This window comes from Nostoc sp., assembly GCF_036916575.1.
Taxonomy (GTDB): domain Bacteria; phylum Cyanobacteriota; class Cyanobacteriia; order Cyanobacteriales; family Nostocaceae; genus Nostoc.
In genome coordinates this window covers 379,706-394,659 of sequence record NZ_JBALGC010000004.1, presented here as the reverse complement: position 1 = coordinate 394,659, position 14,954 = coordinate 379,706, and the positions used below count along the sequence as shown (strand labels likewise).

Here is a 14,954-nt window from a genome sequence, read left to right as displayed (position 1 = left end):
GAGGCTTTGAATCTTACTCCCCTTCCCTATCAGGGAAGGGGTTGGGTGTTAGGTATTTATTGGACTCAACTGAAAAACGCTATAGATGGGAGTTGAAAATTTGCTGAACGCAACCATCAAACCCCGCAGTATCAAACAGTGGTTGTCTGTAAAATAGGAGACTTCACCTGACGTCGATTTGTGACAATCATCTGAATGGGACGATTTGGGCCTGTCACCAAACCACGGCGTTTAGGTCGCACTTCACCATCGTCAACTAGTTCTAATTCTAGGCTAGAAAGGATTTTAGCGAGTGCTAGCTTCATTTCCAACTGGGCAAATGCTAGACCAATACAGCGCCTTGCACCACCTCCAAAGGGCAAATATTCATAGGGAGAAAATTGCCGTTCTAAAAAGCGTTCTGGTTTAAACTTCTTAGGTTCCGGGTATAAATCTTCTCGTCGGTGGGTCAAGTAAATTGAACCAATAACGCCTGTATCTGGTTCAAGTTCGTAACTACCTAGAGATAGAGGTGTTCTGACTACTCTGGGAAAGGTCAGCATCGCTACTGGGTAAATTCGCAAGGTTTCAGAACAAACAGCGTTGAGGTAGGGTAATTTAAAAATGGTGCTGGGGTCAGGGTTATCACTCAGGCTATCTAGTTCTTGCAGTAACTTTTGGCGTACTGATGGTATTTTGTGAATCCAGTAAAATGCCCATGCTAACGCTGTTGCTGTGGTTTCGTGGCCTGCGATCAACAGAGTCATTAATTCATCACGTAACTCTTCATCGGTCATGGGTTGGCCTGCTTCATCCCTAGCTGCCATGAGTAAGCTGAGGATATCTGTGCGTGATGGGTCTGGTTGTTCTCGACGTTCCCGAATTTCTTCATATATAAGTTTGTCAGCTTCCTGCTGTCGGCGCATCTGCCTTCCCCAGAAATTAATCGGGCCAAAATCCCTTTGCAAAGCTGGAAAATAAAGCAAAGCGACACTCAACACAGAACTTCCCTTTTCCAGCATTTCAGCCAAAAAATGTTGTAATTTTTTGGCGCGTGGCCCTTCATCTAGCCCAAACACAGCTTGCATAATCACGCGCAGGGTTATAGCTTGGGCAGCAGATCGGATATTGAAGGGTTGTCCTATCTGGTATTGGCTAATGACTTTCTCGGTAATATCACTAATTATTTGACTATAGCTTCGCATTCTTTCTCCGTGAAAAGGTGGCAATAACAATTGCCGTTGGCGCTGGTGTGCTGCACCACTGATGGTAATCACAGAACGTTTACCAAGCAAAGATTCAAACACCAGATTTGTATCACCAGGTGCTTCTAACCCCTTGGTATCGTTTGTCAAAATTTGCTCTAGCACTTCCGGGTTACTGACAAATATCAGTGGCGGAGATTTGCTTTCTAACCTGACGGTGAACATGTCCCCATATCTTTCGGCACAAGTTTCCATAAATGACATGGGGCTGATAATCCAGCGTAGCATCTGTAAAACTGCTGGACCTTGTGGACCATTTGGTAACTTCATAAAATTCTTTTGTTACTTTACGTCTTGTTCCTACTTTAACTAACTGAAACTGATAAATTTTTGTTGATTGAAGTTACTTATACTGAGGTTGCGAAAAAGCAATAATCTGTTAGAAGCTGAAGGATGTAAAATTTTTGTTAAATTCAACCAGCATCTTTTATAGTTTCTCCTTCTTTATCAGGTACTCAGCATGACCGCAATCACCCCAAAGGCATCTTCAGCGCTTCCCGATTTTTTTGAAGGTATTCAATATTTTGGTGAAGCGTTACCAGATTTTGAAACTTATGGTGCAACACCTGCTATAGAGTCAGGCAAAGTAGCGATCGCAGATCCCACAGAACCGAATGCTGTATATCAAACTTTACTGGCTGCTGATGCTCTACGCTACCTGACTTTGCAAGTTACCGCTACTAAAGCCTCTGGGCATCCCGGTGGATTCGCCAGCCAAGCAGAAGCTTACGCATCTCTTGTCATGCTGGGATACAAAAACATTATCACTGAAGTCGGACACCACGCCCCTGGATTTTATAGTGCTATGTTCTTGGATCGTTCGCTAGAAGACATGGGAATTTTTACAGTTCAACAATTGCGCGATCGCTTCCGAGAAAAGCACGGACTCTTAGGACACCTTTCTGGTTTCATTCCCGGTATTCTCGCGCCTGCGGGGCCTTTGGGGCAAGGGCAACACTTTGCAATGGCGGCTGCACTGTTGCACAAAGATAAGTTATTCCCCTTCACAGTTGGGGATGGTGGATTGGGTGAGCCTTATATTGTAAGTGCGATCGCTCACTTCCATACTGCTTATCCTGCTGTCACTAACTTCTTGCCAGTGTTGGTGTGGAACGGTTACAGCCAAGAACATCACAGTATGGTTTCCCTGAAAACCAATGAACAGATGCAGGCATACTGGCAAGGTAACGGTTTTGATGAAGTCATATTAGTTGATGCCAAGGATTTTGACGATCAAAACCAGCCAGGGAATTACGTTGATAGTACTGCTTTTTCTTTTGAAAAGCGCTTAGAATTCACTCAAGCAGTACTTTCGGGTATGGATAAAGCAGCGCGATCAGCACTGGGCGGTAAACTTACCGTATTTATAATTAAACAACTCAAAGGTGCAGGAGTCCACGCGCGGGGGTCAAAATCTCACAACCTGTATCCCAAAGATACACTAAATGCTCCCCATATTATTAGTGCATTGCAAAGCCGTGCTTTATCTGCCGAAGCTTGGCAATTAGTGCGGACAAATGCAGAACGCGCAGGCGGTGGCCCAGCAGCGAAAACTGTGGTGACAGAATTTGAATTTCCATTACCAGAATTAGGTGAATTACCTTTAGAAGAATATGCAGTTGGAGGTGAACCCAAAGTTTCCACAACAGCGATGGGACGATTGGTAGGAATAGTTGGAAATCAAGATCAAAATTTCCTCGTTACCAACGCCGACGGTAACGAAGCATCTGGAATTGCCAACATCAACCAAGCATTAAAGATTATCCACCCTACAACCGACGATTTATATTACCAAGCACCAAATGGACAAGTTTATGAACCATTGAGTGAAGATGCTTGTGCCGGTTTAGCTGCGGGTTTGGCGTTAATGGGTGCGAGAACTTTGTGGTGTTCTTACGAATCTTTTGCCATCAACGGATTACCAATTTGGCAAACTGTAACCCAAGCAATGGCAGAATTGCGTCGTCAAACTCCCTCGACTATTACATTATTCACAGCTGGCGCATTAGAACAAGGGCGCAACGGTTGGACTCACCAACGTCCAGAAATTGAAGCTTACTTTGCTTCCTTGATGCGAAATGGCAATGTTTTCCCTTTATTTCCGCCTGATGCTAATAGTATTCAAGTCTGTTATGAGTGGGCATTGAAAAGTAAAAATAAGGGAATTGTAATTACTGCAAGTAAATCGCCATTGCAAATTCGCACCACTTTTGAACAAACTCGTCAAGGGTTGCGCGATGGTGCGGTGCTGTTACATGAAGTCGCTGGTGATAAGCAAGTTGTATTTGCTGTGATTGGCGATATGACATTAATGCCAGTATTTGAAGCTGCGGCTTTCTTGGAAACTGAAGGTATTGGTGCCAAGATTGTTTCTGTGATCAATCCTCGGCAATTATACCGTAGCCATGATACCGCTTGGGATACATGTTCTGAACCTGAAGGCGGTTTCTTAGATGATGCCAAATTTGCCGAATTATTTGATGGTGATGCGCTAATTGCTGTCACTGGTGGCGCTGCGGCGATGCTAGAACCAATTCTGTTGCGGAGTACGGCCAAGCGCGACACCTTCGCTTGGAAACGTGGGGAAACTACAGCCAGTGCTGGAGAGTTGATGGCGTTTAATGGATTGACTGCTGAAGCGTTGACGAAACGTGCGATCGCGTTAGTGCATTAAAGCTGGAATTGTTTCTCCTCTTATCGCAAATATACGTATATAAACGCTGAGAAATTGCGTTGCAATGCGTATATTTGCGTTTTTTTATTTCAGACAACTTTTGGAGTGTTGGCATTAGGGAACAAGAGAAATACAGTGATATTGCCTGTAATTTATTGATAATAAGAGTTTTATGAGTTTAAAGCTAAATTTTTGACTTGAAAACCTGATTTATGAGTTATGAAGTTAGTTTATAATTTCAAAACTCGATTTAGAAGTTCAAAACTCGATTTAGAAGTTCAAAACTCGATTTAGAAGTTCAAAACTTGATTTAGAAGTCCAAAACTTGATTTAGAAGTTCAAAACTCGATTTAGAAGTTTAAAACTTGATTTATAAGCAAGTGTGATAGATTCGCTTGCAAGCGTGGGGAAACTACAGCCAGTGCTAGTGAGTTGATGGCGTTTAATGGATTGACTATGGAGGGTTGACGAAAGGTGCGATCGGGTTAGTAAGATTTTCAAACCGCAGATGTACGTAGTGAAACGCGGACAATTTGGCGTTTGGTTGCGTAAATTTGCGGTTTTTATTAGATAGGTTTTGATGTTTCTATAAAGTAGAATTCAAAATATATATCTTTTATCTATAGGTATCTAATTTTGCTAGAAAACATCAAAATATCTGAATTACCATCAGTTTCTTTATTTGACAAAGACCGTCTTCCTAATTGTGCAGCTATCTACTTTGTATTTGACAGTAAAGGTCAGATTATTTATATAGGTAGAACTATTAATTTAGTTGAAAGATGGAAAGGACATCATAGATTTAATCAGCTAAAAAGATTTAATCGAAAAAATACTCTTAGTATTAGTTGGTTGACTTGTACTAGTGATATAAAATATCTATCAAATCTCGAAAATGAGTTTATCAAGTTATATAAGCCACCTCTTAATTGGTCTAAAGTAGTAGTACCAATTAGAAAAATAACTCCAGCCGAAACTGCTTTACAGCAAAGTCTCCAGCAGCTAGCCAAGCTCAATGTTATGATAGTTGGCTTTGATCCAATATCAGATGGAGAACCACCAACAATATATTTAGTATATCCTGTTTATGGAATAAAAGGATTATCTGGAAGTATTAGAACTGCATTAAAAAACATTAACAAAAAGGCTAGTTCCCTAAAGTGGAAAGAATACAAAATTTATCCTAAATCTTCAGGTAAATTCGGTTTCTGGGAGACTGAATACAACGGTTTAAGAATAGATTTATCTCCATTTGATAGTTTAGTTTACTTCATGGAACATTCAAACCGTCAGACTCTAGCTGGAATAGAACTTATGGCATTTAGTAGGGAACAGCTAGAATTAATTTTAGATAAAAAAGAAGAAAATGATGAGAATACATCAGCTTTAGAAGCATTAGAAGATGATCCTATTCCAGTAGAAAGTATTTATAAAAATCAACCTTCAAATAGTAATTATAAAAATACAGTTGAAGTTGAACCTTGGGAGGAATTAGAACCAATGGCTGAAGGGGAAGTTAGAGTAATGACTCGTCAGTTTGTTTATGTGGATGATATAGAAATAGAAGTATGTACTAACGACAATGGAAAGCATTTTGTTAGACACAATGTTTACTGGTGGATAATGCACAATCAGAAAAATCCTAGTCGTCAGTATGATTATATAATAGAAAATACCAAAAATTCAGTTGATAGACTACCTACTATCAGATGGTCTGGTTATAAATTTAGATTTGAGATGATTAGGTTTAATGAAGATGATGTAGAAGTTGAGAGTATACTATTTCCACTAGCTATGTTTGAAGACCTCATGAAAAACAAGTCAAGGTTTAATAGTCAAGTTCTAGAACAAATTTTAAAGGGTGAGTATAAATCAACTGGCTATGATAGAGGAAGTATAAAACTATTTGTATGGCTACAATCTAATTCTATATCTTCGCTGCTTCAAACCAATAACAATAAGTAGCTTGAGTTGAGAAAACCCAACAATATAATGATTCATATCCCCACAGAATAGGGTTTTCAAGGATTTTGAACTCGATTTTCCATAAAGGTAGAAAGGTAGCGGTAGAAACAGAATTACCACCCGAACTAAATCAAACGTCTTACCCTACCATCACCACGTAGTTTATAATAGGATAATACTGAAAATACTCAATTTAGAAGTTAATTATGCTTATAAAATTTGAAGAAATATCTAGAGATATTGATACTTTACCAGAAGAAGCTCAAATCTTACTACTTGATTTTATTCAGTTACTCAAAAAGCGTTATCCACAACCATAATCAGAAAATCATAGTCAGGAAAAAAGCCTCTATGAAAAGTTTGATGAAATTGGACTAATTGGTTGTTGTTCTGTAGAAGAAAATTTTTACACAAGGATGGAACCATGACTAACACTCAAAAGATGGTTCGCTTAAACTTAGATTTGTCACCTGAACTAAATCAGATACTAGACGAACTAGCTAATAAAATAGGTGCAAGTAAAAGTGATGTTCTGCGTCAAGCTATAACCTTGATGCAAATTATGGTTATAGCTAAAGAAGAAACCAAAAAATTAGGAGTTCCAGAAGCAAATCAATTGATAGTGAATGAAATCATTCTCTCATCTGAGCAGCAGGCAAAACCGCATCCACTAGACACCTTTATGGAAAGGCTTGGCCCTTGGGAAGATGAACGTACTGCTGAGGAAATAGTCAAAGATATTTATGATAGCCGTACTATTTCTAACAATGACATTAGTCTATGACTTATTTACTTGATACCGATACTTGCATTTATTGGATTAAAGATATTAATTTAGTCAGAACTAAAGTTAGAGAAATAGGATGGGAGCAAATTTGTATTTGCAGTATCACAGTTGCTGAGTTGTATTTTGGTGCTTATAACTCTCAACGAGTAGTGGAAAATTTAAATCGTGCAGAAGAATTTATTCAAAACTTACCCGTTGTACCTTTAACTGATCCTGCTCTCAGAAAGTATGGTGAATTAAAAGCAGAACTCCGTAGACTTGGACAAACAATTGCTGAATTTGATTTACTAATTGCTAGTGTTGCAGTTGCAGAAAATTACACGTTAGTAACAAACAATACTCGTCACTACAGCCGTATTTCTAATTTACAGTTGGAAAACTGGATTTCACCTTAAAAATATTAAATAAAATAGAAATGACTGCACAAGGAAAAAATCAACGAATTAAAATAAATTTAGATTTATCGCCAGAAGTTTATGAGACACTAAACAATCTGGCACAACAGATTAATGGAGATAATGCTGAGGTACTTCTAAAAGCGATCGCTCTCCTAGAAATAGCCGTTGAAGCCAAGCAAAAAGGTAAGCATATTTGGATTGCAGATGATGACCAAAATCTGGAAACTGAAATTACTGGTATTTAAACAGCATGACAGACAGAACAGATTTATCAAAATTAATTGCCAGCAAAGGCGATAATCCACTAATTATCTCAACTGTAAACTTGCAATCACAAGAAGACGTAGAACTTGAGCGAAAACTACGAGAACTCAAGTTTAAACAGGAACTGAGAAAAGATTGGATTTTATTTATTGTCAGGGATGTAGTAATTATTCCCGCCGCCATCCTTTTTATTTTTGCTGTCAGTGGTTACTCCCTATTTACTCAGATTCATAGGTAACTTATCTGGCTACAGTTTTTAATCAACCGCAGAGGCGCAGAGTACACAGCTGTCGATCGCACTCATGATTATTGCGATTTATATTGTCACTTTATTTCTGTTTCGTATGGCTTTCCGTATTTGGTGGCATCCAGGGTTATTTCTCTACGTGGCTGGGTTTACAATAATTGCGTAGGCGTAGCCAGCCTTAAGCATCGCTTTTGCGCTGGCGTTAGATACTGAAAATCTTCAGATCCAAACTAGCTCTTGTTGATGCCTGCGCCCACACGGTACTATTGGATAACAAAGTTACACATTCAGAAGCAAATTTACTAAGAGGTTGTTGGAAAAGCGTTTACCTGTAGACTTTAGGCACTTTTAGATCCCCTCTAACCCCGCTTTTTAAGGGGGAACCGGAATCAAAGTCTCCCTTTTCAAGAGGAGCCACTGCGCCCTTGCGCCCTGCCGACTTGTTCGCTTTTAGCGTTCCGCTCTTTAGCACGTGGCCGGGATTTAGAGGGATCTAAAACTTTTGATACCGAAAAGAGAACTTTTCAAACATCCTCTAAGAGCGATCGCTATGCCGCTAGACTGTCCCATACCCCCATTTTTAAATTCTTAACGTGGCGTTTCAAAACAGAAACAATCTTTTCCAAAGCAAACTTAATATAAAGAGTGAGACGCGATTATTTATAACTAAACAAAAAACTCCGCAAAAACGAACTTTTCCATTATTGTTTCTTGTAGTTGCAAATGGCTGTTTACCAGGATAATAACCTGTTGCATTTTCATTGCATTTCCAGGCAATTGATTTATTTTTGTTCTCGTTCCACTTATAGTATAAATAGTTATCTTGGCAAAGTATCATATTGTACAAAAATTCTTGACATTGCTTATAAGTGTTAACTTGCCTAAAAAAGTTTAAACAAAATGCCAGCATTCTAGAAATTTGATTGCTATATTAGATTAAATAACTATTCTGGCAAGGGTTGAAAAGCTGTGCGGGATGATTTACAGGGCTTGGAAGTTAGTCAGGATGAACTGCAAAAGCTGACTAATTTGCCTGTCAACCAGGAACTTTTAATCATTACAAATCCTTTGAAAATATTAGCAAAAATATATATCCAAAAACTTCAAAGTTCTGAAGGGGCAACTGTAGTTTTTATGGGATTTTCTACATTTGTTTTTGTCTATATTTTCTTTGATATAATTATTAAGTTTTTTGTCACATGGATAACAATTCCATCTTGGATGTTGTTAATTATCTTAGGTATTTGGATTGTTGGTTTGACGCAAACTATCTTATATTTAATATGGAAAACTAGAACTAAACGTGTAAAAATTAATATGACAAAATCTTTGCAAGTTTTGTTAAATGAGGTTAATAGATATAATACTGTTATTCGAGTAATAGATATCAATGACCAAATAGAAGAAGCTGGTAATCCCGAAGTAGTTATAAAGGAAAGAGAGGGTGTTATCGAAGCGCTTAAACTCACCAAAGCTGATTTAGTTCGCGCTTTGAAGACAGAAAGGATTTTAAGGGAGAATAAAAGCTTTATCCTTAGTAATACAGAACTATTCGTCAACAATCTAGCAACTTTAACAGCCATGCAAGTAACTGAACAGGCTACTGAGCATGGAAGGTTGCTTAATGAAGCACTACAAATTGCATTAGATGTGCAACACGAAATGAAAAGATTACAGACTCAGCGTTAAAATAATTCCTAATTTGTAATTAAGTTTTGTAATGAGGATTTAGAAAGCACTCCTGAATTTATTCAGTACGGGCTAAACCATAGCTATCCGCTAACAGCACTCAGTTAGTGAGTTGGAAAAAGCGTAGATGCTCCCGATAAGTCCATAGACGCTTCTAGGTGGGTTGGCTTCCAATCTACTCGCCAGACATCCTCAATGGCTTTTTCCATAATCCTTCCCACGGTTGCGATCCCCGGTCTAACATAAAGAATATTCGTAAAGCGATCGCTCATCCACATGGACTGGAAAGAAATTAGAGGTAACTGGGTAATCATTCCCCGAAATCCCATAGGTATCGTTCATTTTTTAGGAGGTGCATTTGTCGCCACTGCACCGCACATCACTTATCGCTGGTTACTCGAACAACTGGCAAGTAAAGGTTATGTTGTAATTGCTACGCCTTTTGTCAGTACATTGGATCATATTGCGATCGCAAAATCTGTGCTGCTAAACTTTGACCGCACCCTCGAACGCTTGCATGACTCTGGGGCATTAAGCAAGCTTTACTTTCCCATCTACGGCGTTGGACACAGTATGGGCTGTAAACTTCACTTGCTGATTGGTAGCCTTTTTGAAGTAGAACGTGCAGGCAATATTTTAATATCCTTCAACAACTACGCTGCTAAAGAAGCTATCCCCTTAGTAGAACAGTTTAATTCTACTTTGAAAATCGAGTTTACTCCCTCACCGTTGGAAACTAATAAGCTTGTTCAAGAGCGTTACAATATTCGGCGCAATTTACTAATAAAATTTAGTAATGACACCATTGATCAATCGGCAGCTTTAACCAAAATCTTACAAGAACGTTTTGATGAGATGGTGACAGCACAAACGTTACCAGGAACTCATACAACACCTCTAGGTCAAGACATAAAATGGCAAACTGGAACATCTTTCACCCCCTTTGATGCCTTAGGGCAATGGTTCAAGCAAGAAGCATACCGCGATTTGAACCAGCTAAAAAAGACCATCCTCTTGTGGGTGAATCCTCTTACACCCCCATAATATTTTATGACGTTAAAAATTCATGAATTTGACGGATAAATATAAATTAGTTAGTAGTATATCTATATAATACTACTAACTATTTAGTCCCTATTATATTTTTATTTTCTATTTTGACAGCAAGTTATTAATGAATGTTTTCTCCAAATTTCTATGTTTCAAATACTAATAATTGATGACGATTATTCAATACAAATACTCCTAAAAAGGATGTTGGAAAAACAGGGTTATGAAGTAGTTACTGCCAGTAGCGGCGAGGAAGGAATAGAAAAGGCGCTGGCTTGCCGTCCAGCACTAATTATTTGTGATTGGATTATGCCGGGGTTGACTGGACTGGAAGTTTGCCACCGCATTAAGACAGATCCCAAATTTTACACCACATTCTTTATTTTATTAACATCCTTAGATTCCGTTGACGATTGCGTCAAAGGTTTAGATGCTGGTGCTGATGATTTTATCTCCAAACCTATTGAGCACAATGAATTACAAGCACGGGTAAGAGCAGGATTACGCCTGCATCAGTTGAGTAGAGATTTGCAGGCTCAAAAGTTGCTTTTAGAATCAGAAATGTCAGAAGCAGCAGAATATGTGCGATCGCTGCTGCCTCTTTCCATGACTGAACCCTTCAATATAAATTTCCGATTCATTCCCTCGCGGCAACTAGGCGGTGACTGTTTCGATTATTACTGGCTTGATGCTGATTATCTGGCAGTTTACTTACTAGATACTGCCGGACATGGCCTCAAAGCAACTCTTCCCTCTGTTTCCGTCTTGAATTTGCTGCGTTCCCGTGCGCTCAAAGGTCTGGATTATTATCAACCTAGTGATGTATTGAAGGCTTTGAATGATACCTTTCAGATGAATTATCAAAATGATAAATATTTTACAATTTGGTACGGAGTTTACAATCGCATCAATCGGCAGTTAATTTATGCTAGTGGAGGTCATCCACCAGCAGTTTTAGTAACCGGCACATCTCCAAGAAAGTCTGAAGTTAAACTCTTGAAAAGCCCCGGTATGCCAGTTGGGATGTTTCCAGAGGCAAAATATGTTGATGGGTTTTGTAATATTGAAGAGTTCAGTACCCTTTACATTTTTAGTGACGGCGCTTATGAAATCACTAAATCAGATGGCACACTTTGGAGTTTGGATGCTTTTATTCAGCTACTAATTAGCTTACAAGATCCTGTTGATTGCCAACTTGATCACGTCCTGAGTTATTTAATCGCTCTGAACTCCAAAGATGCTTTTGATGATGATTTATCTATTTTGCAAATTAACTTTGATTAATTAAGTCTTTGAAATGAAAACCTGATTAAATGCGTCTTGGCTAGGGAATATTTCAAAGACTTTATCCATATTAGTCAGTTCAAATAATATCCTGACTTGCTCATTAATTGAGCAGAGAGCAAGCTGAGTATCCGATGCTCGCAAGGTTTTAAAAGCTAATACTAAAGCTCCCAAACCTGAACTATCCATAAATGCTACATCTTGAAAATCTATTAACACAATTTTTGCACCACTTACTAAAATATCAGTAATATTTTGCCGAAATTCTTGTGAAGTTGCAGCGTTTAAATTACCATTGAGCTTAATAACTTTTACTTGTTCTCTCATAAGACCTGACTCGATTGGTGTAAATAATGCTCTGTTTTCGTTAGTATATCCCAATCATAGATCATTGAAAAATGCTTACCAGATAAAAAATAAGCGATTATTAACCTTCAATGCTTTCTAAGTCATTTTGAATAAGGTAGTGGAAATTATCAATCATTTGTCAAGAAAATAATTATTAATTTATAATTATAGTCTGACTGCTAAAAAATCACTGAGTGCAAATAAATATCATGATGATTATCATCAGTGAAAGATGAAAAACAGTTGTATTAAGTAGATTAAGAGTAGCACTCACTCCTTAAACCTATAAAAAACACAATTACCAAAATTCCTTAACCATAAGGGTTTTACTTACATACTTGAAATAAGTTATAGGCGAATTAAGAAACTTTAGCTAAAAGGTTTAGTTTTAGCACTGCTAGCCTCAAACCTGAGGTTATCTGAGACTATTGCCTGTAATATTTTAGTATTCCCAATATTTGTTGTTGCTCAACAGGATCACCGATTTCAGCAGAGAAATGATTGTGCCAGGTAAACGACTCACGCGATCGCTTAACTGGCACAAAAAAATCAGGTGAAGCGCCCATTTCTTTCTATTAAGAGACTCTGGGCTGATTTGAATTTTCACAGAAGTTAGATATAAACAGGCGATGTCTGCCTTGAAAAGTGACGCTCCTGTCTTGAAAAGTTCTGATGCCTACGGCGGGCTACGCCAACCGATAGCGCAGCCTCTTCTCTACCTTGGGCTACGCCAACGAGTCCGCGAGCGTCAAAAGCCTCTCTACGAGACGCTCCGCGTAGCTTGCTTAAGAGCAGGGGTACGCTCAGACTTTGCGCTGCGTCGCTCTAAGCGAACGCAAGAGCGTCTCGTAGAGAACCTATGCCGTAGGCTTTACGCTGCGCTAACAGTTCGCCTTTAGCGTCTGCCTGCGGCAACGCCAAAGGACTCGCTCTAAGCGAACGCAAGGGCGTCTTTTGGAGTTGCCATGCCGTTGGCGAACGCGAACAGCGTGTCGCAGACAAGCCCAACAGACGCGAACAGCGTCTCCCTGGGAGAAGAAAAGGCTTTACACTGCGCTATCGGCGGGAAACGACGTAAAAACGCCAGTCACCACAAGTCGGGAAACCCGCCCAAGGCGCTGGCTCGACTTTTCGCGACGACGGGCTACGCCTACGCCTGAATTCATACTTCAATTATGCAATGCCATAAAAAAGAAAGGTAGAAAACTTTAGGAGCGTTATAAGAAGGGGAAAATTTGCGTCCTAACTCTCTCTAACAGGACTTACTTTAGCTCGATAAAGCAGTTTGTCGCCTTGAAGATAACCAATGTAGCGCACCTTGACTATTTCACCTGATTGTGCGTCTCCCTGCATCAATTGGTGCAACTGGGGGTCATAAGGTATTTCGGCTCCCACGGGTGCGATCGCTTCCACTCCCCACGCCTGTAAAAGCTTTTCTAGGGGTTTCTGCACCAACGGTACTATTTTGACTGCTGCTAGCTGTGGATTCTCCTGCGCTTTCTGTGCTGCTGTTGGCCATTGCAATAATAAAGACTCCAGCAGTTGCAAACTCGACTGCTGGAGTTCTTGTAGTAATAACTCTCGCTGCTGTTCTAGTTGCAGCTGCGATCGCTGGTATTCTTTTCTTAAATCTGCAATTTCTTCTAATAATTCCAGAGTAGGTGCTACTTTCTCTTGTAACAACTCTACGGTTGAAAAAATTGCGATTAATTCATTCAATGGCATCTGTAGCACTGACGACAGCTTGAGCAGCACATCTATCCGCATCTGCTCTAGCTTTCCTTGTCGTAAACGCAAAAGTTGACGTTCTGAGACGCCAGCAGCGCGACTCAGCGCTTTAAAACTAGAAATACCCACCTGTTGCATTAAATCTTGCAACTTTTGGGCATTGGGCATAGGGCATTGAGCATTGGGCATAGGGCATTAGGCATTGGGCATAGGGCATTAGGCATTGGGTATTGGGCATTGGCGATTAAGTTTTTTCTCTATCCTCTATGCCCTATGCCCCATTCCCCATTTCTATTCTTCCAGTAAACTTCTCAGCATCCAAGCTGTCTTTTCGTGTACTTGCATCCGCTGAGTCAATAAATCGGCGGTAGGTTCATCGTTAACTTCCTCTACCACAGGGAAAATAGACCGTGCAGTTCTAACTACGGCTTCTTGTCCTTCCACTAGTAAACGGATCATCTCCACAGCCTTAGGAACTCCGGGAGTTTCTGGAATCGAACTTTGTTTGGCATATTCGCTGTAGGTTCCTGGTGCGGGATAGCCAAGCGCTCTAATTCTCTCCGCAATTAAATCAACTGCTAAGGCTAATTCTGTATACTGAGTCTCAAACATCAAATGCAATGTTTGGAACATCGACCCTGTTACATTCCAATGGAAGTTATGAGTTTTCAGATACAGTGTATAAGTGTCAGCTAACAGACGAGATAAACCCTCGGCAATTTTAGCCCTACTCGTCTCGTCAATGCCGATATTTACATTTTTAACTGTTACTTTTGATGACATAATTTTCTCCTAATTAGGTTATATGTAATTGGGGATTGGGCATTGAGCATTGGGGAGCCAGTGCGTTGCGGAGGTTCCCTCCGTTGTACCCCTACGGGGAAGCAAGCTAGCAAGAGCGTCTCTGACAGGAGAAGCAACTGGCGTCATTGGGCATTGGGAATACTCTAATTCCCCACTCACTATTCTCTATTCCCCATGCCCCATGCCCTATGCTAAGTGCATCTTCAAAACGCTGCGGGGTGCTTTACGGACTCTGGCCAAAACGGTTTCTTTGCCTAAACGCTGGCAAGCTTCATACCGATGGCAACCAGAAAAGCCATAATATTGTCCATCTACTTCTAGGACATCTATAGGTTCTTGCTGCCCAATCTCCGCAATCGATTCCATTAAGGTTTGGACTTTATTTGGATCGTTTACACGGGGTAGTGGCCGTTTTATCTGATTTAATGGAATTTCTTGGACTCTAACCATAAGGAGTTTATCCAACTAGTTC

At 39.8% G+C, this 14,954-nt stretch carries 17 protein-coding genes; 10 read left to right on the top strand and 7 right to left on the bottom strand.

From position 1 onward, the window contains the following. Window positions 1-131: 131 nt before the first annotated feature. Window positions 132-1,514 (bottom strand): cytochrome P450, encoded by a 1,383-nt coding sequence (locus V7L29_RS02930; protein ID WP_334734461.1) that lies wholly within the window; start codon window positions 1,512-1,514, stop codon window positions 132-134. A gap of 190 nt (window positions 1,515-1,704) precedes the next feature. Between V7L29_RS02930 and V7L29_RS02925 the strand changes: the two genes are divergently transcribed. The 7 genes from V7L29_RS02925 (at window position 1,705) to V7L29_RS02895 (ending at window position 9,268) form a co-directional block, all read left to right on the top strand. After that, window positions 1,705-3,918 (top strand): phosphoketolase, encoded by a 2,214-nt coding sequence (locus tag V7L29_RS02925; RefSeq protein ID WP_334734460.1) that lies wholly within the window; start codon window positions 1,705-1,707, stop codon window positions 3,916-3,918. 636 nt (window positions 3,919-4,554) lie between these two features. Further along, complete coding sequence (locus tag V7L29_RS02920; protein ID WP_334734459.1) at window positions 4,555-5,883, top strand: GIY-YIG nuclease family protein; 1,329 nt, start codon at window positions 4,555-4,557, stop codon at window positions 5,881-5,883. A gap of 424 nt (window positions 5,884-6,307) precedes the next feature. Further along, window positions 6,308-6,667 (top strand): CopG family transcriptional regulator, encoded by a 360-nt coding sequence (locus V7L29_RS02915; RefSeq protein ID WP_334694036.1) that lies wholly within the window; start codon window positions 6,308-6,310, stop codon window positions 6,665-6,667. Further along, complete coding sequence (locus V7L29_RS02910) at window positions 6,664-7,065, top strand: type II toxin-antitoxin system VapC family toxin (RefSeq protein ID WP_334734458.1); 402 nt, start codon at window positions 6,664-6,666, stop codon at window positions 7,063-7,065. The genes V7L29_RS02915 and V7L29_RS02910 overlap by 4 nt, the downstream gene beginning before the upstream one ends. 20 nt (window positions 7,066-7,085) lie before the next feature. Further along, window positions 7,086-7,313, top strand: coding sequence for a DNA-binding protein (locus tag V7L29_RS02905; RefSeq protein WP_334734457.1), 228 nt, complete (start codon window positions 7,086-7,088; stop codon window positions 7,311-7,313). A gap of 5 nt (window positions 7,314-7,318) precedes the next feature. After that, window positions 7,319-7,570: a hypothetical protein gene (locus V7L29_RS02900; protein WP_334694039.1), complete on the top strand. Its 252-nt coding sequence runs from the start codon at window positions 7,319-7,321 to the stop codon at window positions 7,568-7,570. Between the two features lie 978 nt (window positions 7,571-8,548). Continuing rightward, window positions 8,549-9,268, top strand: coding sequence for a hypothetical protein (locus tag V7L29_RS02895; protein WP_334734456.1), 720 nt, complete (start codon window positions 8,549-8,551; stop codon window positions 9,266-9,268). A gap of 104 nt (window positions 9,269-9,372) precedes the next feature. Here V7L29_RS02895 and V7L29_RS02890 read toward each other — a convergent pair whose 3' ends face one another. Continuing rightward, complete coding sequence (locus V7L29_RS02890) at window positions 9,373-9,540, bottom strand: hypothetical protein (RefSeq protein ID WP_334694041.1); 168 nt, start codon at window positions 9,538-9,540, stop codon at window positions 9,373-9,375. 4 nt (window positions 9,541-9,544) lie between these two features. On the opposite strand from V7L29_RS02890, the gene V7L29_RS02885 reads away from it, so the two are divergent. Together V7L29_RS02885 and V7L29_RS02880 are read left to right on the top strand one after the other, a co-directional pair. Beyond that, window positions 9,545-10,312 (top strand): DUF1350 family protein, encoded by a 768-nt coding sequence (locus tag V7L29_RS02885; RefSeq protein ID WP_334734455.1) that lies wholly within the window; start codon window positions 9,545-9,547, stop codon window positions 10,310-10,312. 153 nt (window positions 10,313-10,465) lie between these two features. After that, window positions 10,466-11,602, top strand: coding sequence for a PP2C family protein-serine/threonine phosphatase (locus V7L29_RS02880; protein ID WP_334694043.1), 1,137 nt, complete (start codon window positions 10,466-10,468; stop codon window positions 11,600-11,602). On the opposite strand, the gene V7L29_RS02875 is transcribed toward V7L29_RS02880, so the two are convergent. Both V7L29_RS02875 and V7L29_RS02870 read right to left on the bottom strand, forming a co-directional pair. After that, entirely contained in the window at window positions 11,603-11,929 is a 327-nt protein-coding gene (locus V7L29_RS02875) for an STAS domain-containing protein (RefSeq protein ID WP_334694044.1), read from the bottom strand. It abuts the gene before it with no gap. Window positions 11,930-12,375: 446 nt separating this feature from the next. Next, window positions 12,376-12,516, bottom strand: coding sequence for a hypothetical protein (locus V7L29_RS02870; RefSeq protein ID WP_334694045.1), 141 nt, complete (start codon window positions 12,514-12,516; stop codon window positions 12,376-12,378). A gap of 63 nt (window positions 12,517-12,579) precedes the next feature. Here V7L29_RS02870 and V7L29_RS02865 point away from each other — a divergent pair, with 63 nt between their 5' ends. Beyond that, window positions 12,580-12,849, top strand: coding sequence for a hypothetical protein (locus V7L29_RS02865; protein ID WP_334734454.1), 270 nt, complete (start codon window positions 12,580-12,582; stop codon window positions 12,847-12,849). A gap of 343 nt (window positions 12,850-13,192) precedes the next feature. On the opposite strand, the gene grpE is transcribed toward V7L29_RS02865, so the two are convergent. The 3 genes from grpE to V7L29_RS02850 all read right to left on the bottom strand — a co-directional run bounded on the left by grpE (window position 13,193) and on the right by V7L29_RS02850 (window position 14,932). Continuing rightward, complete coding sequence (grpE, locus tag V7L29_RS02860; RefSeq protein ID WP_334734453.1) at window positions 13,193-13,867, bottom strand: nucleotide exchange factor GrpE; 675 nt, start codon at window positions 13,865-13,867, stop codon at window positions 13,193-13,195. A gap of 102 nt (window positions 13,868-13,969) precedes the next feature. Continuing rightward, a complete protein-coding gene (locus V7L29_RS02855; RefSeq protein ID WP_334694048.1) occupies window positions 13,970-14,461 on the bottom strand; it encodes a Dps family protein in 492 nt (163 codons plus the stop codon). A gap of 207 nt (window positions 14,462-14,668) precedes the next feature. Then, complete coding sequence (locus V7L29_RS02850; protein ID WP_334694049.1) at window positions 14,669-14,932, bottom strand: sulfiredoxin; 264 nt, start codon at window positions 14,930-14,932, stop codon at window positions 14,669-14,671. Window positions 14,933-14,954: the final 22 nt, after the last annotated feature.

What these genes read in the sequence shown, in the direction of transcription:
- V7L29_RS02930 (WP_334734461.1), bottom strand. Translation starts at nt 1,514, where the DNA reads ATGAAGTTACCAAATGGTCCACAAGGTCCAGCAGTTTTACAGATGCTA.
- V7L29_RS02925 (WP_334734460.1), top strand. Translation starts at nt 1,705, where the DNA reads ATGACCGCAATCACCCCAAAGGCATCTTCAGCGCTTCCCGATTTTTTT.
- V7L29_RS02915 (WP_334694036.1), top strand. Translation starts at nt 6,308, where the DNA reads ATGACTAACACTCAAAAGATGGTTCGCTTAAACTTAGATTTGTCACCT.
- V7L29_RS02910 (WP_334734458.1), top strand. Translation starts at nt 6,664, where the DNA reads ATGACTTATTTACTTGATACCGATACTTGCATTTATTGGATTAAAGAT.
- V7L29_RS02905 (WP_334734457.1), top strand. Translation starts at nt 7,086, where the DNA reads ATGACTGCACAAGGAAAAAATCAACGAATTAAAATAAATTTAGATTTA.
- V7L29_RS02900 (WP_334694039.1), top strand. Translation starts at nt 7,319, where the DNA reads ATGACAGACAGAACAGATTTATCAAAATTAATTGCCAGCAAAGGCGAT.
- V7L29_RS02890 (WP_334694041.1), bottom strand. Translation starts at nt 9,540, where the DNA reads ATGAGCGATCGCTTTACGAATATTCTTTATGTTAGACCGGGGATCGCA.
- V7L29_RS02885 (WP_334734455.1), top strand. Translation starts at nt 9,545, where the DNA reads ATGGACTGGAAAGAAATTAGAGGTAACTGGGTAATCATTCCCCGAAAT.
- V7L29_RS02880 (WP_334694043.1), top strand. Translation starts at nt 10,466, where the DNA reads ATGTTTCAAATACTAATAATTGATGACGATTATTCAATACAAATACTC.
- V7L29_RS02875 (WP_334694044.1), bottom strand. Translation starts at nt 11,929, where the DNA reads ATGAGAGAACAAGTAAAAGTTATTAAGCTCAATGGTAATTTAAACGCT.
- V7L29_RS02870 (WP_334694045.1), bottom strand. Translation starts at nt 12,516, where the DNA reads ATGGGCGCTTCACCTGATTTTTTTGTGCCAGTTAAGCGATCGCGTGAG.
- V7L29_RS02865 (WP_334734454.1), top strand. Translation starts at nt 12,580, where the DNA reads ATGTCTGCCTTGAAAAGTGACGCTCCTGTCTTGAAAAGTTCTGATGCC.
- grpE (WP_334734453.1), bottom strand. Translation starts at nt 13,867, where the DNA reads ATGCCCAATGCTCAATGCCCTATGCCCAATGCCCAAAAGTTGCAAGAT.
- V7L29_RS02855 (WP_334694048.1), bottom strand. Translation starts at nt 14,461, where the DNA reads ATGTCATCAAAAGTAACAGTTAAAAATGTAAATATCGGCATTGACGAG.
- V7L29_RS02850 (WP_334694049.1), bottom strand. Translation starts at nt 14,932, where the DNA reads ATGGTTAGAGTCCAAGAAATTCCATTAAATCAGATAAAACGGCCACTA.